The 19028-nt window shown below is 63.1% G+C and carries 19 protein-coding genes and 1 other RNA gene; 6 read left to right on the forward strand and 14 right to left on the reverse strand.

Going from position 1 to position 19028, the window contains the following annotated elements; translation table 11 throughout:
• Positions 1 to 21: 21 nt before the first annotated feature.
• From F1640_RS16195 to F1640_RS16220, 6 genes are all read right to left on the reverse strand, one after another.
• Positions 22 to 978 carry a cation diffusion facilitator family transporter gene (locus F1640_RS16195; protein ID WP_194920090.1) on the reverse strand — a complete coding sequence of 319 codons (957 nt, stop codon included), beginning with the start codon at positions 976 to 978 and terminating at the stop codon, positions 22 to 24.
• Positions 979 to 1033: 55 nt separating this feature from the next.
• Positions 1034 to 1458: RNase P RNA component class A (gene rnpB / locus F1640_RS16200), an RNA gene on the reverse strand.
• Between the two features lie 7 nt (positions 1459 to 1465).
• Positions 1466 to 2170, reverse strand: a complete 705-nt coding sequence (locus tag F1640_RS16205; protein WP_194921481.1) for an N-acetylmuramoyl-L-alanine amidase — start codon at positions 2168 to 2170, stop codon at positions 1466 to 1468.
• Between the two features lie 18 nt (positions 2171 to 2188).
• A complete protein-coding gene (locus F1640_RS16210; protein ID WP_194920092.1) occupies positions 2189 to 2830 on the reverse strand; it encodes a histidine phosphotransferase family protein in 642 nt (213 codons plus the stop codon).
• A 150-nt stretch (positions 2831 to 2980) separates the two neighbouring features.
• Positions 2981 to 3382, reverse strand: a complete 402-nt coding sequence (locus F1640_RS16215; protein ID WP_194920095.1) for a Mov34/MPN/PAD-1 family protein — start codon at positions 3380 to 3382, stop codon at positions 2981 to 2983.
• A 72-nt stretch (positions 3383 to 3454) separates the two neighbouring features.
• The gene (locus F1640_RS16220) at positions 3455 to 3904 is read right to left on the reverse strand and encodes an NUDIX domain-containing protein (RefSeq protein ID WP_194920097.1); all 450 of its coding nucleotides are present in this window, start codon (positions 3902 to 3904) and stop codon (positions 3455 to 3457) included.
• 357 nt (positions 3905 to 4261) lie between these two features.
• On the opposite strand from F1640_RS16220, the gene F1640_RS16225 reads away from it, so the two are divergent.
• Positions 4262 to 5467 carry a glycosyltransferase gene (locus tag F1640_RS16225; protein WP_194920098.1) on the forward strand — a complete coding sequence of 402 codons (1206 nt, stop codon included), beginning with the start codon at positions 4262 to 4264 and terminating at the stop codon, positions 5465 to 5467.
• On the opposite strand, the gene F1640_RS16230 is transcribed toward F1640_RS16225, so the two are convergent.
• Positions 5462 to 6355: a glycosyltransferase gene (locus F1640_RS16230; protein WP_194920100.1), complete on the reverse strand. Its 894-nt coding sequence runs from the start codon at positions 6353 to 6355 to the stop codon at positions 5462 to 5464. The genes F1640_RS16225 and F1640_RS16230 overlap by 6 nt on opposite strands.
• A 298-nt stretch (positions 6356 to 6653) precedes the next feature.
• On the opposite strand from F1640_RS16230, the gene F1640_RS16235 reads away from it, so the two are divergent.
• From F1640_RS16235 to F1640_RS16245, 3 genes are read left to right on the forward strand one after another with little or no spacing between them, the layout of a single operon-like run.
• Positions 6654 to 7811: a lipopolysaccharide biosynthesis protein gene (locus F1640_RS16235; RefSeq protein ID WP_206694699.1), complete on the forward strand. Its 1158-nt coding sequence runs from the start codon at positions 6654 to 6656 to the stop codon at positions 7809 to 7811.
• A 34-nt stretch (positions 7812 to 7845) separates the two neighbouring features.
• Positions 7846 to 8373: a serine acetyltransferase gene (locus tag F1640_RS16240; protein WP_309229322.1), complete on the forward strand. Its 528-nt coding sequence runs from the start codon at positions 7846 to 7848 to the stop codon at positions 8371 to 8373.
• 28 nt (positions 8374 to 8401) lie between these two features.
• On the forward strand, positions 8402 to 9613 hold the full coding sequence (locus tag F1640_RS16245) for a glycosyltransferase family 4 protein (RefSeq protein WP_194920105.1): 1212 nt from the start codon (positions 8402 to 8404) through the stop codon (positions 9611 to 9613).
• On the opposite strand, the gene F1640_RS16250 is transcribed toward F1640_RS16245, so the two are convergent.
• A complete protein-coding gene (locus F1640_RS16250; RefSeq protein ID WP_194920107.1) occupies positions 9601 to 10371 on the reverse strand; it encodes a metallophosphoesterase family protein in 771 nt (256 codons plus the stop codon). The genes F1640_RS16245 and F1640_RS16250 overlap by 13 nt on opposite strands.
• A complete protein-coding gene (locus F1640_RS16255) occupies positions 10368 to 11672 on the reverse strand; it encodes a hypothetical protein (RefSeq protein WP_194920109.1) in 1305 nt (434 codons plus the stop codon). Before F1640_RS16255 ends, F1640_RS16250 begins: the two co-directional genes overlap by 4 nt.
• Positions 11673 to 11822: 150 nt before the next feature.
• On the opposite strand from F1640_RS16255, the gene F1640_RS16260 reads away from it, so the two are divergent.
• A complete protein-coding gene (locus tag F1640_RS16260; protein ID WP_194920111.1) occupies positions 11823 to 12089 on the forward strand; it encodes a hypothetical protein in 267 nt (88 codons plus the stop codon).
• A 4-nt stretch (positions 12090 to 12093) separates the two neighbouring features.
• Positions 12094 to 13377, forward strand: a complete 1284-nt coding sequence (locus F1640_RS16265) for a GDSL-type esterase/lipase family protein (protein ID WP_194920113.1) — start codon at positions 12094 to 12096, stop codon at positions 13375 to 13377.
• 345 nt (positions 13378 to 13722) lie between these two features.
• Here F1640_RS16265 and F1640_RS16270 read toward each other — a convergent pair whose 3' ends face one another.
• From F1640_RS16270 to F1640_RS16290, 5 genes are read right to left on the reverse strand one after another with little or no spacing between them, the layout of a single operon-like run.
• Positions 13723 to 15036, reverse strand: a complete 1314-nt coding sequence (locus F1640_RS16270; RefSeq protein WP_194920115.1) for a Gfo/Idh/MocA family protein — start codon at positions 15034 to 15036, stop codon at positions 13723 to 13725.
• On the reverse strand, positions 15033 to 15974 hold the full coding sequence (locus F1640_RS16275) for an aldo/keto reductase (RefSeq protein WP_194920116.1): 942 nt from the start codon (positions 15972 to 15974) through the stop codon (positions 15033 to 15035). Before F1640_RS16275 ends, F1640_RS16270 begins: the two co-directional genes overlap by 4 nt.
• Entirely contained in the window at positions 15893 to 16777 is an 885-nt protein-coding gene (locus tag F1640_RS16280; RefSeq protein ID WP_194920118.1) for a family 16 glycosylhydrolase, read from the reverse strand. The genes F1640_RS16275 and F1640_RS16280 overlap by 82 nt, the downstream gene beginning before the upstream one ends.
• A 25-nt stretch (positions 16778 to 16802) precedes the next feature.
• The gene (locus tag F1640_RS16285; protein WP_194920119.1) at positions 16803 to 17720 is read right to left on the reverse strand and encodes a glycosyltransferase family 2 protein; all 918 of its coding nucleotides are present in this window, start codon (positions 17718 to 17720) and stop codon (positions 16803 to 16805) included.
• The gene (locus tag F1640_RS16290; RefSeq protein ID WP_194920121.1) at positions 17717 to 18943 is read right to left on the reverse strand and encodes a lipopolysaccharide biosynthesis protein; all 1227 of its coding nucleotides are present in this window, start codon (positions 18941 to 18943) and stop codon (positions 17717 to 17719) included. The genes F1640_RS16285 and F1640_RS16290 overlap by 4 nt, the downstream gene beginning before the upstream one ends.
• Between the last annotated feature and the right edge of the window lie 85 nt (positions 18944 to 19028).

The following is a 19028-nucleotide window of genomic DNA, read 5'->3' on the forward strand; positions in this document are numbered from 1 at the left end:
CGTTCAGCCCCTTTTCCGGATTCAGCCGTCGCACCCGTGCGCGCAATCGAGCATGGGCTGGGCTTCGATCTGGACGGTGGTGTGGCCGATCCCGAAATCGTACTCCAGTTCGTGCGCCAGTTCGCGCAGGAAGCCGTCGCCGGGGTGGCCTTGCGGCATGACCAGATGCGCGGTCAGCGCGGTTTCGGTCGTGCTCATCGGCCAGATGTGCAGGTCGTGGACGGCGGTGACCCCGGGCTGGCCACACAGGAAGCTGCGCACCGCGCCTTCGTCGATGCTGGCGGGCACGCCGTGCAAGCCCATCTTCACCGAATCGCGCAGCAGGTCCCACGTGCCGATGGCGATCACCGCCACGATGATAAGGCTGGTTACCGGATCGATCCAGGCGAAGCCGGTCATGGTGATGAGGAAGCCGGCCCCGACGACGCCCGCCGAAACCGCTGCGTCGGCGGCCATGTGCAGATAGGCGCCGCGAATGTTGATGTCGTGCTTGCTGCCGCGCATGAACAGCAGCGCGGTGGCGGCGTTGATGACGATGCCGATCGCGGCGACGATCATCACCGGGCCGCCGGCCACCGGTTCCGGCTCGATCAGCCGCCGGACCGTTTCCACCACGATCGCGCCCAGCGCCAGCAGCAGCAGCGAGGCGTTGGCCAGCGCCGCCAGGATCGAGCTGGACTTGAAGCCATAGGTGAACCGGGCGGAGGGCGGCCGTGCGGTGAGCACGCTGGCGCCCCAGGCGATCACCAGGCCCAACACATCCGAAAGGTTGTGCCCGGCATCGGCCACCAGCGCCATCGATCCGGCCACGATGCCATAGGCGGCCTCGACCACGACGAAGCCCAGGTTGAGCGCGATGCCGATCGCGAAGGCGCGGCCAAAGCTAGCCGGGGCGTGGTGATGCCCGTGCCCGTGGCTATGCCCCGAGCCGTGGTCATGCCCGTGGTGATCGTGATGGTGGTGATGGCCGACTGACATGATCGCCTCCTAGCCCGGACCGGGCCGGCAGGAAAATGCTTTGCGGATGCGATGATATGCCAGGGGGCCTGTAAGCCGGGTTCTGTCCCGCCGACGGTATGCCATTCGGCACCGTATCGGCGGGGGCAGCCATTCCTCTCGGCGACACGTTGCCGTGCCGCTCCAGCAACCAACCCGGACATTGCAGGTCCGAAGACCTTGGCGCGAAACACGCCTGCCGGTTGCCCGGCGCGCCGTCCCTATTCGGTCTTGCTCCGGGTGGGGTTTGCCGTGCCGCTTCCGTTGCCGGTCGCGCGGTGCGCTCTTGCCGCACCCTTTCACCCTTGCCTGCGCCTTGCGACGCATAGGCGGTCTGCTCTCTGTGGCACTTTCCCTGACCCCCGCTTGCGCGGAAGCCGGCGGGCGTTACCCGCCACCCTGTTTCGTGGAGCCCGGACTTTCCTCGGCATCTTGCGATGACGCGGCTGCCCGGCCCCCTGGCGAAGGGTCACCTAGCATGGCCGAGGTCGCGTTCCAACAGCAGCTCGAACAGAAGGCCACCGATTTGTCCGTCGATCTCGCCGGTGATCTTGTGCGGACGCCAGCGCCGCTGGAAGGCGCGCACGGCGGCGCGGCCGTCGGATATGTCGTAGCCGAAGCGTTCTAGCGCGAGAAAGAACGCCCCGTCGTTGTCGTAGAGCAGCCGCATCGTCGGCTTGGGGATGGGCAGCGCCAGACGATAGCGGGCGAGCAGCGGCCAGTCGAACAGTTCCCCCGGATCGTCCTTGCGCGCCGGGGCGATGTCCGAATGGCCCACCACGTTGGCACGGGGAATGTTGTGGCGCTTCACGATGTCGGCCAGCAGCGGGATCAGAGCCTCCATCTGCGCGTCCGGGAAAGGGCGGTATCCCCACTCGTGCCCCGGATTGACCAGTTCGATGCCGATGCTGGCCGAATTGACGTCGGTAATCCCGCGCCAATAGGACCGGCCGGCGTGCCAGGCACGCTTCTCCTCGGGCACCAACAGCGTGACCGTGCCGTCCTCGTCGATCATGTAGTGCGCGGAAACTTCCGCGGCGGGATCGCACATGCGGTCCAGCGCTTCGGCGGCGGTGCGCATCCCGGTGTAGTGGAGCACCACCATCGACACCGGCAGCTTGCGCTCGTTCCAGTTGGGCGAGGGAACCTCGCGATGGATCAGCCACCGGTTCATCGCCATGCGGGGGCGCCTCTATGCCGCGGGCACCACCGCGCCCATCACCAGGGCGTCGTCGGAAAGGTGATACTGCAAGCCGCCGCCCATGCTGGCCACCAGCTGGTGGAGCATCGCCGCCGGCGCGGTGCGGCTGGACAGTTCCTCCGGCCCGGCGCTGCCATCCAGCGCGCGGCCGATCGCCGGATCGAAAGCAATCCGCTGCCCCGACGCGCGCACCACGATCTCGCTCGTTCCGTCGCGCGGCTCCGCGCCGATGTCGAGCGTGCCGCCGCGCACCAGCGAATCGAGCGCGATCAGCGAGAGGTTGAGGAGCACTTTCACCGCCGGCTTGGGCAGGCTGTCTCCGCCCAGCACCCAGTTCACCGTCACGCGGCCGTTGTTGCCGACCAGCGCGTCGACCAGCGCCTTGGGTTCGGAAAGCGGCACCGAATCGCCGAAGCCGCCGGCCGCGCCGAAGGCCAGCCGGAAGAAGCGCAGCTTGTCGGTGGAGATCTTGGCACTCTGTTCCAGCAGTTCGAAGCAGCGCTTGCGCATCTCCGGGTCTTTTTCATCGGCCAAAAGCTCAAGCCCGTTGGAGAGCGCGCCTACCGGGCTGAGCATGTCGTGGCACAGCCGGGAGCAGAGCAGGCTGGCGAGTTCGAGTGCTTCGGTAGTCATGATCCGGCGCTTGCTTTCGGGAATGGAGTGTTCGGGGCTGACGAAATTGACACGGTGGCGCGCACCTGATCCGTCCCGGAACGGGATGGCCGGCAAAGCGGCGCGTGCGCGGTCCTCTCGGCATATCGGTACGGCATCGTTGCTTCCGCCTTAACCTTCTACGGTGTCATAGGAAAGCGGTTCGAAACCGGATGGCGCATCCTTCCACAAGGTGATGCGCCCGCGCGCCACGATGGCCCAGACCCGCCCATCGCCGGCGGCATTGACCTGGTCGGTCTGGGATGGACGCGCCAGGCCGTTGGGGTGGGAGTGGAAATAGCCGACGATGCCCGGCCCGCCGGCGCGGGCGGCCCGGTGCGCGGCGATCAGGAGGACCGGATCGATCTCGAAATGCCGCAACGGATCGGCGGCCACGTTGGCGGTCGCCACGGCGCGATGGACATGGGTTCCGGTGCCGAGCAGCAGACCGCAGGCCTCGCCGGGCGCAGCCAGCCGTTCGGCGCGGAGCATTTCCGAAAGGGCTTGGCGGTGAAGGGTGTAAGCGGAGGGCATGGCAAGCGGTCGAAAACCCGAATACGAGACGGTGGTCGAGCATATCGGAAGTTTACGACCTGACAGCTGCTGTCAAGCAGGAGCGGGCGGCGGCGCGTCCGGTGATGTCCGCCATTCGCGCCAAAGCGCGATGCGCTGAAGGACGCTCCCGCCGGTCAACGACGGCAAGGCATCCAGCGGGAAGAAACGCGCATCTTCCAGTTCCCGGTGCTCCGCATGCGGTTCGTCATCGGTAATACCTGCGACCAGTTCTACCCGGTTGCGCCAGCCGCCCCGGATGGTCATCACGTCGGTCGCGAACCAATGCGCCTTGTGCAGCCGGCATCCGGTTTCCTCGAAAAGTTCCCGCGCGGCAGCGGTGACCGGGTCTTCGCGGCGGCGCAGCCCGCCGCCGGGGAGCATCCAGTGCTGCGGGTTCTGGTAGCTGTGGCGGACGAGCAGCAACTGCCCATGCCGGTCGAACGCCAGCGCATTGCACCCATGCACTTCCGCCCGCGTCCAGCTCCATACCGTAGTGCGCATCCGATGGGCGACCGTCAGCAAGCGGCGATGGATTGGAGCGGGCAGCCTGGAAAGCATGAGCCGTGTTCTGGGTTATCCGGAGGGCCATGACAAGCTGGGACGCCAGCGTGCACTGCGATGGCGTTCCCGGTAAGCGCCGCCTTCGGGCGAAAGCGTCCTGCACGGCGGTGCCCGGATATTCGCAGATGCACATTGTGCGCTTGCGTTGCTGCACCGCGCATGTAGTACTATTCCAAAATGGAGGCATCGGGAGAGTGTGCGTTCGCGGTGCGACCCGTGTTCGTGCCCGCAATGTGGAAGGTATTGAAGAAATTGCCTTTTAGGGTTTTGCTTTTTTCGGCATTGTATCCGCCGCACGTGCTCGGGGGTGCGGAAAATTCGGCGCGCAATCTCGCCGAATGGCTGCGTGCGCAGGGTGTGGACGTTGGCGTGGTCCGCGCAACCGATGAAGGCGAAGCTCCGGGCGAAGACGTGACGCCCACGGGCATCCGCATCTGGCGCGTCGAAACGCCGCACATCTATTCCACGGTGCGGTTCCCTTCCGCGCCGGCATGGAAAAAGCCGATCTGGCATTTGCAGGATCATCTGGACCCCCGTATCCGTAAGCCAATCGGCGCGGTCCTGGATCAATTCAAGCCCGATCTTGTCAACGTGCACATTCTCCAGGGCCTGGGCTATCCCGCACTGCTGGAAACCGCGCGCCGCCGCATCCCGGTGAACTACGTCTTGCCCGACCTTGGTCTTGCCTGCGTCAGGATGTCGATGTTCAAGCGTGGCAAGGACTGCGTGCGGCAATTCACCGGCTGCCGGCTTTCCTCGTGGTACAAAAGCAAGCTCGTCCAGCGGCAGGAGGAGATCTCCTTCGTTTCGCCTTCGCACGCCAATCTTGAAACGCTTTCGCGGTTCTTTCCGGTGCGGAACTATCGCAGCACGTCCATCCTGAATCCTAACGCCTATCCCAAACCGCGTGTGGAACGCTCGTCCGCGCCTGGGCTGCGCCTGCTCTATGCTGGCCGCATCCACGAATCGAAAGGGGTGGACTTGCTGTTGCAAGCGGTGGACCGGCTGGCCGATCGCCATGCCGTTACCCTTTCCATTGCGGGCAAGGGGCAACAGGAAGCGGAATTGCGCGAAACCTATGGCGGCAAGCCGTGGTGCCGTTTCCTGGGTTTTCTGTCGCAGGGCGATCTTGCGGACGAGATGATGCGCAGCGACCTGCTTTGCATTCCGTCGATCTGGGCGGAGAATTCGCCGGGCGTGGTCATCCAGGCGCTGGGTCTGGGATTGCCGGTGCTGGGCAGCAACTGGGGAGGGATACCCGAACTTGTCCATGATGGCGAGAACGGGCGGCTGGTGACGGAATCGACGGCGGACGCCTGGGCGGTCGCCATCGAAGACTGCATCCTGCACCCGGAGGAACTGGAGCAATGGCGCGCCAAGGCCCTGGCCCAGGCACAGGACTTCGATCAGGACGCTATCGGCGCGCGGTTGCTCGCCTGGATGAAGGAAACCGCGTTTCGCGGCCGTATCGACGGCGTTTCGCCGACCGATGCCCCGTCATAGGCGCGCTGCATCGTGGACTGCCTGGGCCACGATGGCATAGCTCCGGTCCCAGTCATAGAGCGATGCGATATCCGCTCGCTGTGCGCGGCTGACATCCGCGCGATGGGCTTGTTCTATGCCTGCGGCAATGGCTTCTGTATCGTTCGGGTCAACCCATGCGCAGCCTTCGCGGGCTACTTCGCGAAACACCCCGATGTCCGATGCCACTACCGCGCATCCGCAGGTCAGCGCTTCGATCAGGGGGAGCCCGAAGCCCTCGGTCAGCGAGCAGAACAGCAGTGCCCGTGCGCGCAACAGCAGGTTCACCAGCGCTGTGTCGTCTATCCGGCCGACGAACGACGCGTTCCTGACGCCAGCCCGGGCGGCGAGATCCTGCGCGGGCGATTCGGGACCAACAAGCCATACGGGCGCGTCGGCGTCCGGCCCTGCCTTGGCCTGCCAGGCGGCAATGGCGGCAAGCATGCGGGGCAGGTTCTTGTGCCAGCGGTTGTTGGTAAACAGCACAAGACCCGATCGCGCTGCAGCGGGGTCGGTATCCACCGCCTGGGCAAAGACCGCGGACAGGCCATTGGGTGCGACCCTGATGCGCTTGCGCGCTTCGGGCCAGCGTCGCGTGATTTCGGCCGCAGAGGCATCAGACACGGTGAGCACCGTGCCGAGCGCGGCAGCGGCTCGCGTAACCGTGCTGTAGTATAACCGCTTGCGAAAGCCGCCAGGTTCCGCGGCGCCGAAGTGGATGAGGTCGTGAATCATGAAGACCTGCCGGCGGCCGGCGAGCGGGGTGCCGTTGTAGCCGGGCGTGAACAGCACGTCGGCCTCCGCTTTCCGGAAGGCGCGGGCCAGCGTGAGGAAATCCGTGGGCGCGGAGGGCTTGGCGGCATCCTGCACATCGATAACGGAAAAATCCTTTGCCAGCCGGTTGCGGTATTCCGACGCCACGCGCCCGATTCCGTGTGGGGCGATCCACCGGCTGTCGAAAAGAACGCGAGTCATGAGCCCCCCATTGCTGTCGCATGGCGACCTAGATGGTTTGTGTGCGGCGCACAATATTGCTATACGCCGTGTCGGGGATCGCTTCGGGCGTTTGCGGAGCAATGGTAATGGCGGGCGTTAGGTGAGGGTCGCTGCGTTTAACGCCGGCTTGCGGATCACTGGGCTAGGTTCACGATTTGTCCTGTCGATGTTCATGGCCCGGTTCATGACATTGCAGGACATCGGTACGTTCGCATTGCTGACCGGCGTGACCGGCCTGTTGCCATCCGTGGCGGGACTCGGTCTCAATTTCTTTCTGTCGCGCGCGCTGGTCGGACTGGATCACGAACGTGCGATCCGGCTGACGTTCGACCGCATGGTGATAACGTTGATCGCCTCGTTAATCGCCTGCGCGCTCGCCGTCGTGCTAGCCGGTGCCGGCCTGGTGGATATTCCCCTGCCGTTGGCGATCGTTTCGGGCATCATCATTCTGGAACTGGCCGGTTTCGACATCCAGATGGCTCTCCTCGCGCGCAGTCGATCGACATTCGCGAATTTCCTGTTGTTCTTCAGAACGGGGTTCTGGCCCCTGCCGTTCATGATGGCGGCTTACGCGTTTCCGTCGCTCAGAAACGTGACCGACCTGGGTGTGTTTTGGCTTGGTGGATTGGTCGTAAGCCATATCGTGACTTGGGTGGTCTATAAGAAGTCAATTATTTCAGTATTTAAGTCCGTTTCCCAATGGAAAGCGGATTTTCTTCGCGGCCTGGGGTCAAGTATATGGAAGATCTATCTCAGCGACCTGGGGCTAGCGGGAAGCGTCTATATAGATAGATTTATCATAAGTTATTTCTTGGGGTTATATTTCGTTGGTGCATATTTTTTCTACTCATCAATAATAAATTCTATTTATATCGTTTGCATGGCTGCTACTGTGCAGATATATCAACCTGAGATGCGAAAAGCCTTCTCCGAAGGTGGTATTAATCAGCTGCATGTTGATTTGGTTGAAAAATTGAAGAAAACTGTTTTAGTGACATTTGTAATGTTCGCGATTTCCATGCCAATGATTTATGCTGTATGCTTGGTGACAGGTAAAAGCGATATAATGAAGTATTTTTATATTGTTCCGATTCTCATGGTATCTTATCTTGCAAAGATAGTATCGGATTTTCTTGGCGTGGCTTTGGCGTCGGCCGAGCATGATGGATACTATGCATATTTTAATATGGTGAATCTGGTTATCACATCGGTGCTTTGTGTGATTCTGGTATTTGCCCTGGGAGTTACCGGCGCGGCGCTTGCAAACCTGTTTGCGGGCCTTGCGATGGTTGCCATCCGGGTCATGCACTGGAGAAAAGTGGTAGTGTGATTCTTCTGTTTCAGGGTCGAGATCCTTGTTCGATGTGATCAAATCAGATTTCCGGCGCTATTCGAGAGCGGTGGATCCAGGTCGCAAGCGGCCGAGGGTCTTTCTGTTCTTGTTGATATTGTTTCTCAATCCTGGCTTTCAATTCGTGTTGCTGTGCCGGTTGCAGCGTTGGGTCGCCACGATCCCGGCGGTTGGCAAGCTCCTGCGATTTCTGCTGTGGTACGTAACGACGCGGCAGTTTTGTTGCGACGTCGATCCGCATGCTTCGATCGGTCCTGGATTTTACGTGCCGCATCCCATCGGCATCGTGATCGGCGGCAAAGTGCGGATTGGCGCAGAATGCACGCTGCTCCAGAACGTGACGATCGGGCGCGGCGTGGGGGGCGACGCGGATCCGGTGATCGGCGATCGCGTGTTCCTCTACACGGGCGCGGTCGTTTCCGGGGCAGTGACCATCGGCGATGATGCGCAGATCGGCGCCAACAGCGTGGTGGTGCGCGACGTTCCGGCCGCGACGTTTGTCGGTGGCGTTCCTGCCCGAACGATCAAGCTACTGCCCTAGGTCATATTTTCCAGCGGAGGTTGAGCGCATGCGAATTCTGCTGATTTCCGCACTCTATCCGCCCCTGATGCTGGGCGGTGCGGAGGACAGCGCGCGCAACTGGGCCGCGTGGCTCGTGGCCAATGGCCACGATGTCTCGGTCATTCGTTCGGCCGACCGCGACGAGGCGGAACGCACCTATGTCGAAAGCGACGGCGTGCGGGTGCACGTATTGCGCGTGCCCTTCGTGTATCCGACCTTCCGGTTCGGCGAGGCACCCGCGTGGCAGAAGCCGATCTGGCATCTCCAGGACCATTTCTCGAAGGGGTGCAACGCGGCGGTCGGGCGCATTCTCGACCAGGAGCAGCCGGATTTCGTGAATGTTCATCTCGTGCAGGGGCTGGGCTATTCGATCCTCTCCGAAATCGGGGCGCGACGGATACCGCTGGTGTTCACGCTCCATGATCTGGGGCTAGCCTGCTTGCGCATGTCGATGTTCAAGAACGGCGAGAATTGCCCGGGCCAATGTCTGCCGTGCCGTATTTCGGCACGCCGCAAGCGCTCCCTGGTCGAACGGCAGCACAAGGTGGCGTTCGTATCGCCTTCGCGCGCCAACCTCGAGACGTTGGAGCGTTACTTCCCGCTCCAGGCCTACCCTTGCGCCGTGCATCTCAATCCGAATGCCTATCCGGTGCCCCGCGTCGCGCGGACCGAAAGTGCGGAATTACGCCTGCTCTATGCTGGGCGCATTCATTCGTCCAAGGGAGTAGACATCCTGCTGGAGGCGGTCGCGCAACTGGCGGATCACTTCCCGGTCCGCCTTGCTCTGGCAGGGCGCGGGCAGCAGGAAGCGGAACTGCGCGCACGCTATGGGGACAAGCCATGGTGCCGGTTCCTGGGCTTTGTGTCTCAACAGGAACTGGCGGATCACATGGCGCAGAGCGACTTGCTCTGCGCTCCGTCCATCTGGGCGGAAAATTCGCCCGGTGTAGTGGTGCAGGCCCTGGCGACCGCCTTGCCAGTGATGGCCAGCGACCGCGGCGGAATTCCGGAGCTGGTGCGCGATGGCGTGAACGGACGGCTGGTGAGCGTGACGTCCGCTTCCGAGTGGGCCAAGGCCATCCGCCGCGTGATTGTCGGCGAGGAAGCACTGGCGGACTGGCGGGCATACGCGCGGGAAAACGCGAGGAAGTTCGCGCAGGACACGATAGCGCGGCGGCTGCTTGCGTGGATCACCGATTTTGTGGGTCAACCGGCGTAGAGCGTGTAGGGCTGCACTTTGCCGCCGCGCGCGGTGGCTTCCAGAATCCGGACATCGTGCCCCAGGAACGCGGCCCCGCTCAGCCGGCCGGACATGTAAGCTCCGCTATCAAGGCACAGGCGGCCGGGCGCGCCATACACCGCTTCTCCCGGCGTATGCCCGTGTACTATCAGGCGGGAATCGTCCTGGTCCGTTTCAAGGAATTCGCTGCGGATCCACAGCAGGTCGCGCAGGCTTTGCGCGTCCAGGTCCACGCCGGGGCGCAGGCCGGCATGAACGAAAACGATGTGGTTGACGGTTATGAACGGTTCCAGCCGGCTCAGGAAATCTAGGTGCTGGCGCGGCAGTGCCTGCGCGAGCGCGGTGCGCGCGGCGGCCCACGGCTCGGGCATGTTCATCGGCGGTGGCGCCACTCCATAGGAGCGAAGCGTGGCCGTGCCGCCGTGCTTTCCCCAACCGATGCCCGAACTGCGCTCTTCCAGGAAATCGAGCATCGCTTCTTCATGGTTGCCCAGCAGAAACCGTGACTCGAACGCCGGGGTGGCGGAAAAATCCAGCAGCGTATCGATTACCTGCCGGGATTGCCCGCCGCGATCGATGTAATCGCCGAGAAAGACCACCATGGGCCGTTCACCGCCTTCGGGCGCGTGCTGTGATGCGTCGGACTGGATGAGATCCAGCATGGACCGCAGGAGATCGTCCCTGCCATGAATATCGCCGACAGCATAAACGATGCCCTGGCGCGTCTGCGCCGTCATCGTGCGCGGCCCGGGAAAGCAGCAGGCCTGGCCGAAGAATGGCGGTTCAAAAGGAACATGGAGGAAAACATCATGCACGAAATCGGGTTGATCGCGGTCAAAAGGCTACCTTCGATTCCGAACCATACGAAAACGCAGATGGCGATCCGCATGTTCGGGGGGCGATCGAACATCGTCCACGTGAAGAACGCGTAGAACAGCAATCCGGCAATCAGGCCGTACTCGACAATGGCCTTGGTAATCGGCCACCACTGGAACTGGCCGGCTTTCTCGATCATGCCGGGGCCGATGCCCGAATAGACGCCTTCGGGCTGCCGGATTGCCTGCATGATACGGTTGAATGGCTCCACGAAGCGCATGTTGCCGCTCGTGCCGCCGCGTTGAAATTCGTTGAGGCGATGCGCGATCAGATCGAACCAACCCAGTTCGGATGCCACCAGGCCTACGGCAAGCAGGACCCCGATGATGATAACGCCGCGACCGATGCGCTTCGGATCGATCAGGATCGGCGCGGTCAGCAGCAACAGCAAGGGGCCTGTTCCCGCGAACGTGGCCAGGATCGCGCCGGCGAACACCACCAGGCGCCACATCCGCTGAAACAGGACCGCTTCGACGATGAAGGCCATCGCCAGATACTGCGAGAGGTATGATACCTCGAGAAAGACGATCGCGTTCGGCTTCATGTATGGAATGTTCCACACGATCGGCTGAATGTAGTTGTAGTTGGGAATGAGCATCGTCGACGGCAGCAGCGTGTTCAGATTCGGCCATGCGCGCCACCCGATGGTCAATTGGGTGGCGTGTTGCAGCATTTCGATGCCCACGATCACCAGCGCCATGTTGCTGTAGAAGCGCATACAGCGCCGGTACGTTTTCTCGGTGGTCGGGAAGGTGACGATCAGCGGAATGTACAGCGCGGCGTAGAGCAGGAACGAGGCCGCAGAATAGTTGGCGACAAAGGCGGCGGTGGTAGCGCCGGAAACGATGACGAACAGCAAGTAGAGCGCGACGCGGACGGGTTGGAAAATCGGCTTTGCCAGAACCACCCCGATCGCGATCGTCAAAAGCGCGATCGGCAGGACCAGCGGCACGATGGTATCGGGCGTTGGCCCGAAACCGAACTTCTGCAGGAACGTGGTGCTGATCGCCAGCGTCACGAAAATCCCGAACACCGCCGCTTGTTCAGCCGGCGTGCTTACCGGACCGGACGGATTCCTTCTCGAACGGATTGGCATGCCATATTTGTCGAGCATCGGCTGCGGCGTGTTTGAAGCCGCGATTGCCGGCGAATGTTCACGCAATCCAGGCTCTCCAGCGAAACGCACTTTTCACAGCATTTTGCATCGCAAAAAAACATCTTCGAGTCCACCGCTCAAGGCAGGAATCCGCAGTCCTACAACGGGATGGGTGGCATATATGCCCCGCCTTCATTCGAACGATGGAGGTAATCCTTGGCCGATGCATTCAAGAATCTGGGCGACAGCACCTCTGCGCCGTCGCGCAAGCCGTTTGCCATCCAACCCGATGACACCAACGAATTGCCGAGCATTCCGAAGGGTATTTATGTCGGGTCTGGCGGTGATATCACGTTGCGCGGGGTCGATGGCGATGCCGACGTGACCTACCGCAACCTTCCCGATGCGAGCTACGTCGCGGTGCGTGCACGGTATGTCCGCGCCACCGGCACGACGGCCACCAACCTGATCGGGGAGGCCTGACGCCATGACGCGCATATCGGGATCCATTGGTGGGCAGCGGTTGCGCCGCCTGCCGCACGTCGCCGTCGGGATCGGCGACAGTCGTGTGGACGCCATCTACCAGGATGGCGCCGGCACCGGGCGGAACGGCTACAATTACGGCGCGTTCTCGCCGCTCAACTGGGCCAACGCGCTGATGGGGCAGCGCCTGGTGCTGCTGGGCCAGCAATACGGCGTTTCGGGCGACCGTACCGACCAGATGCTGGCGCGGATCGATGCCGCCGTGGCGAGCGGCGCCGGGCTGCTCTACATCCAGGGCGGCGTAAACGACATCACGCAGCAATATCCGAGCGCCGGCACCAGCGGGGCGACGGCCGCCGCCAATATCGTCACCATGGCCGAAAAAGGCCGGCGCGCGGGCATGGTCGTCGTCATCGAAATGGAAGTGGGCACCGGCGCGTGGACCGATGCCTCGCGTCTGGGCCAGTGGCTGGAACTGAACCGCCGGCTGCGCGACTACACGGACGTGACGCCGGGCGTCTATCCGCACGATGCGCGTTCCATCGTGCTCGACCCGGCGACGGCATCAAACGCGATCGCCTATCGCAGCGGTTACAGCTGGGACCCGACGCACGCCAACGGCCGGGGCGCCTATCGCTGGGGCAAGAGCCTGGCGACGCTGCTTGCCTCGATCGTGCCGGTCCGCGCGCCGCTGCTGCTGGCCTCGCGCGCCGAGGGCGATGTGGCAAACGGCCGGCGCCAGCTGGCCGACAATCCGCTGTTCACCACGGCCAGCGGCGGCACGCTGATGAACGGGGCCACGGGCACCGGGCCGCAAAGCTGGCTGTTTGGCCCGACCGCAGCGGGGCCGACGGCGACGATTTCCACCGAGGCCAACGCGATCGCCAACGCGGCTGTGTGCGACATCACGTTCACGGCGGCGGCACAGGAAATCCGCTATCAGCAGTCCGTCAACCTCGCCAACTGGCAGGCGGGCGACGTGGTGCAGATGATCGCGGACGTGGAGATCGTGACGCCGGGCGTTCTTTCCGGGGTTTACGGCACGCTGGACATCAACGTCGCCGGCGTGAGCAAGACGATGTACGCGCTCTTTTCCCTCGCGGGCGCGGCCTATCTCGGGCCGGACGAAGCGTGCCGCTACACCCTGCTGACCCGGCCCTTCACGATTCCGGCAGGCGCGAAGGGATGGATGGTTCCGGCCGTCCGCGCGGCGTCGTCGGCAGCGGGGGGCGGGAAATTCAAGGTCCATCAGTGCGCCGTGCTGCGGCGGGCTGATCAGGGAATGTAGCAAGCGGTGATGGCGTGTTTTCTTCCCGTCACCCCGGGCTGCTGGACGGAGAAGGGGAGAAAGCACGCAGCGCCCGCCGGGGCCGCGAGGTTCCGAATCAAGCCCGGCGGGAACCCTTCGTCCCCTTGAAAATTGTTTCGTTGTCCCACTTTGAAACAGCAAAATTTAATGATATAGGTCATTAAAATAACACAATAACGGGGTCGGGAAGATGTCTGGTGCCTTGGAAGAGCAGTTAACACCGTCCATTTCGCCGCGCTGCATCATTACGTCTGGCGCTATTTCAGCGGGGCTGTGGGCCATTATCTTATGGCAGGTTGCCGTTCTAACGCATTGAACCGGCCACTATCGGCGATGTAACCGGTCGACCAGTTTTGCCGCGAACCGTTCAAGAACCTTTGGCCGGTAAGTTGTGCGATAGTCTATCGGCGCCGAGGCAATGTCATCGAACAATCGCAGCGGCGCGAATGTTGTGGTCGGGCGCGTCGTGATGCCGGTGGTGCCGGCGCGATGGATCAACAGGGTCAGTTCGTTAAGGTGAATAAGAAAATCGGCCGGCATCGGCTGTGATCTATTCTCCGCGATCGCTTTACCCATCTCCGCAATGCCGAGCAGCTTGTCTTGCGCGTAGATCTCCCGGCGGCGCAACCAGCTGACCGCGCGATGCTTCAGGGACCGCCCCACGCCCTTTTCGGCTTCCACCGCGTGCGATTTCCAGCGGCGAACAAGTTTCAGCGCCGTGCCGCCCACACCGAAGCGCTGGCCCAGAAGGGGCTGGTTGCGCATGGAGAAGGCCTTGCGCGCGGTCAGGCTGACGCGGGAAAACCGTTCGAGCCGCACCGGCGACTGATCGTGAAAGGCATTGTCGACAGAGAGTTCGCCCTCGTCGCCGATGATCCGCATCCGGTGATCGCGCGGGGCAACCCAGCTGCACGTGACGCGCGCGGCCACGCCGTTTTCGAAATCAAGGCAGGCCACTGAGAAATCAGGCGTGTCAGGCGGGGAGAGCGGTGTGGCCACCTTGTCTGGAACAAGCCACTTCGAAAAGGCGGTGACACCGACAACCGGCCCGAACATCGCGCACATCCACGCCAGATGATAGCCCACATGTTCGATGGTGCAGCCTTCCTGCAGTTCCTCGGCATAGGGGAAGGGGGCGCCGGTCGGGCTCTGTACCGTATCAAGGCGCATGAGGTGCGCGGGATTGTCATCCATTTCCGCGTAGATCAGCACGGGCTTGCCGATCGCGCCGTCGGTAACGGCCTTCCAGATCGTGCTGACCGCATCGGAATGCAGATTGCATGGCGCGGCGGCGAGGACGCGGCCGCGCGCCTCGGCCAGAGCGAAAAGCGCGCGCGTGCCGTCGAGATCGGTCGTGATGGGCTTTTCGGTATAGACGTGCTTGCCGGCTTCCAGCGCCTTTCGCGTCACTTCGTCATGGGAGGCGATATTGGTCAGGTTGACCACGATATCGACCGTCGGGTCGGTCAGCAGCGCTTCAAGGTCCGGGTAGACATTCAGGCCATAATGCTTGCGCACAACCTCCGATCGCGCGGTGTCCACATCGAATACGCCCGCGATCCCGATCTCCGGATAGGCCCAGCGGGTCCGCATGTAGATGTCAAAGACATACCCGCAACCAACGAAGGCAATATTCATGGGGCCGTTTCCAGGTCAGTCGGGGCGTCCACGCATGCGATGAATTGCGCGATGTCGCGCACCCGGTCGATCCGCCGCGAACCGATCAGCGTGGAGGCCACAAAAGGCAGCCGCACGGCGTTTGCAACCGCGTCGGGTGCGGGGATGCCGGGCTGGAGACGAATCACCTCGCGCGCGATCACGGCGATTCGGCGCGCGCCAATCGCGGCAGCCCTGGGTGTTCCCGCGATGCCTGCCAGAATATCCCACGGCAGTTCCAGAACCTGCGTTACCGGTATCGCCAGGGCGGCGTCGAGCGCGGCCAGATCGTCACACGCCACGCCGACGGCGCGCGCTTTGCCCGATGCAAGCGCGCGATCCAGCGCGGCGATCGTCTCTTCCCTGACAACGATATCGGCCGGGGGGCTGTGTAGCAGGAAGATGTCGACATGCGTCATGCGCAAGCGCCGCAGCGAGCCTTCGAGGCTGCGCAGAAGGCCATTCGCGCTCCAGTCGGTGCGCAGCGTCGCATCGCGCTGCGCGGTAACCGCTCCGCCCGCGCTCCGTCCCGCGACCAGAGGGCGAAGCAGCGGCTTCAGCGGGCGCATGACGCGCATCCTGGCGGAAAAGGCGTTGCCGGCCTTCGTCACCACAATGGCCCGGTCGCGCGAACCCTTGAGGCCATGGCCGATGGCGCGCTCGCTGTCGCCCTGGCCATAGATGTTGGCGGTGTCGAACAGGGAAACGCCCATATCCAGGGCATGCCGGACGAGGTTCACGCTTTCCGCGAAAGTCTGCTCGTTGTTGAAAGACCCCATGCGCGCGCACCCCAGGCCGAGAAGCGGCAGCGTGATCGGCGCCGAGCGCGGTGTGCCGGTCATGGCAGAGCGTAGGCCCGCACCCAATCGATCTTCATGTGCGCGGGAAAGCGCGTGGTCTTGTCGGGCGCGCCCGGCCATTCGCCGCCCACCGCGAGATTCAGCAGCATGTAGGCGGGCCGCTTGAAATCGACGTTGCTGACGCGGCGCACTTCACGGTCGTCGAAGTACCAGACGATTTCGGTGTCGGTCACTTTCACGCCATAGGTATGGTATTGCGTGAGGTCGCTGCCGGTATCGTAAAAGCTTCCGTCCTTGACCTTGTTGCCCTGATCGTCGGTAAAGACCGTGTGATAGATCCGGCCGGGCTCGCTGACCGATTCCATCACATCGAGTTCCTGCTTTCCCGGCTCCATGGGGTTGCCGTTTTCCATGCGCGGAACGGGCAGCAGCCAGAAGGCGGGCCAGAGGCCCTTGCCGCTGGGCAGCGCCAGACGCGCTTCGAAATAGCCGGTGGCGGCGGAAAATGACTTCTCCGTCGTGATCAGACCGGAAATGTAAGGCAGGCCGTGGGTGCGGGAATCCGAGGGATTGGGGTTGGGACGCGCGACGATCGTCAGCACGCCATCCTTCCATTCGAACGGACTTGCCACTCCGAATACCGGAGGCGCGTAATACTGCATCTCCTTGTTGCCCTCGATGGTGCGCGATCCCCACCCGATCGGATGGTTGATGTCCTGCACGCCGAAGAAGTAGTTGGTTTTCCAGCGCCCGTCCGGCGCGTTCGTGGCATCGTAGAACGACGGCGCCTTGTCGAACTCTTCGTCGAAAACGAGCCGGAAGCCGCGCTTGTCGATCGTCGGCGCGCTGGCCGAGGCGGAATAGAGCGCCAGCGCCCCGGCCGGCGCCAGGATGGCGGTGATCTTCAGCAAGGTCGATGCCATGGGCGAGAATATCCGCATCGTCAGGCTACCTCCATACCGCGCCGCCGCAGGAACGGATATACCGGACGGCGCGTGATCCGATCGGGCGGCGTTCCGGCCGGCCGGGCTTTTTCAGCCAGGCCCGAAACTGGCGTATCGCGCCCGCCACGTCCATTTCTCCGCGCGCGAACAGATAGGCATAGGGCACGAACGCAATCATGTTGATCCAAACATAGGGCTGCGGCATGCGCAAGAAGCTGATGATGAACTTGTTGGCAAGCCGATCTGTCTGCACATCGCGCTTCGGGCGTCGACCAGAGGGGTGCTCCAACTCCTCGCAAACAATGTCGGGAGTGTAGAGGATTTTCCATCCCAGATCGATCAGTCTATAGGAAAGTTCAATTTCTTCAAGCCCATAGAAGAAGTCCGGAAGAAACCCTCCCGTTTCGCGCAGCGCGCGGAGACGAAAGCCGACGCACCCGCCCACGAACCGGAAGGTAAGAAAGGACCGGGTCAGGTCGATCGACTTGTCGGTATGGGGGATCAGGTCGACCCGCCGCCGCGTTTCCCCGCGCACATATTTCCGGACGGTGATCGCGCCCAGCGCCGGATCTTCCTCGAAGAGGGCGGCGAAGCGTTCGAGCATGTCTGGCGTTTCAACGAACACGTCATCGTCCAGCAGCACCACGAATTCACCCTTGGCGGCCGCAAACCCCTGGTTTCGCGCCACCACCCCCTTGTTGGCACCGTTCCACACCACCTGGCGCACCGGGAAGGGGGCGAGTTGGTCCGAGCGATCGACCGCATCCGTGTTGTTGTCGATGAGGATCAGTTCGCAGTCGGTCCGCCCGCCGATGTGGCTGGCCAGCCTTTCCAGCGTTTGCGCCAGCACCGCGTCCCGCGCGTAGGTCAATATCACGATCGAAAAGCGGACCTTGTCCGGCAAGGTTTCGGGATGGGTCATGATGCCGGGCCGGTTGCGGACCTGGCCAGGCGCCGTTCCGTCAAAGCCAGCAGGGCCAGGTTGATCGCCTGCGTGAGGCAGATGGCGCCGGCCATGCCGATCACGCCCCAGGGCCGCGCCGCAAACAGCGCCGCGATGGTGGCGGCCGCGGTGATGCTGCGCACGGTGAGCAGGGCGCGGCCGGCGCGCAGGACGATCATGATCGTTTCCGACGGCTGATTCAGCCCGAAAAGAAAGAAGGCAAGCGCCAGCAGCCTGATCGGCAACGCGAGATCCGGGAACTGGCCATGGAATACGGCCTTGGCAAGCGGCGCGGCAAACACGGCAACGAGGCCCAGATAAAGGCCGGTGGACACCACGATCAGCAATCGGGTCTGCATGACGCTGTGGACCAGCGCGCCGACGCCGCCGTTCGCCAGCGCCCGCGCGGCGCGCGGTTTGTCGGTCGAATCGATAGCGGAAACCAGACTGATCGCGGGGTTGGTCAGCGTTCTCGCCGCCGTGAAGACACCTGCGGCAGCGGGGCCGAACAGTATGCCGATCACCACCACCACCGTTGCGCTGCTGTAAACCGCATAGGGCAGGTGCGTGGCGGCCAGCACGCCGCCCAGTCCGCGATTCTCGCGCGCAAGCGCGCGTACCTTGCGCAACGGGACAAAGCGCGGCCATGCGAACGGCAATGTGATCGCGGTGGCCACGGCGCTGGCGACGATCCAGCCGACGCAAACCGAGCGCGCGGTGGGATTGATGGACGCGGCGGCAGCCGCCGTCAGGCACAGCGTTGCGGCAAAGCCGAACGATGCGGCCGCAACGATTTCCGCGCGGCCGATCTTGAAGAGCCAGCGGCGCGCGAATTCCCATATCAGCATCGCGGGAGAGATCGCGGCGGCCAGAAACAGGGCGGTGATGGCCCATTGCCACGCCTGCGGCGCAAGTGCCTTCAGGCAGAGCGCAATGCCCGCAAGGCCGGCGGAAAGGCCGATGGCACACAGCAATCCAAGCCAGCACCACGCGGAATTGCGGGATGCGCCGGCTTGCTCTTGTCCTTCTTCGCGATGATCAATCGTGAACGGCAGCACGATCGCTGAACGGTGAAACCCCGCGATGAAGTAGTGCACGCCGATCATCATGCCGACCGCGCCGTACTGCTCCACCGGCATGGCGCGGCCCAGGTAGGCGAACACCGCGATGTTGCCGACTCCGGTAAACCCCTGGTCGGCCAAGGCCCATATCCGGGAAAGGCCCACGCCGTTCCGCAACTTCGACGACGTCCTATGCCAGACTGAGCGGGCCGGGGGCGCAGCGATC

It is taken from the genome of Novosphingobium sp. NBM11 (assembly GCF_015390225.1).
In the GTDB taxonomy this organism is placed as follows: domain Bacteria; phylum Pseudomonadota; class Alphaproteobacteria; order Sphingomonadales; family Sphingomonadaceae; genus Novosphingobium.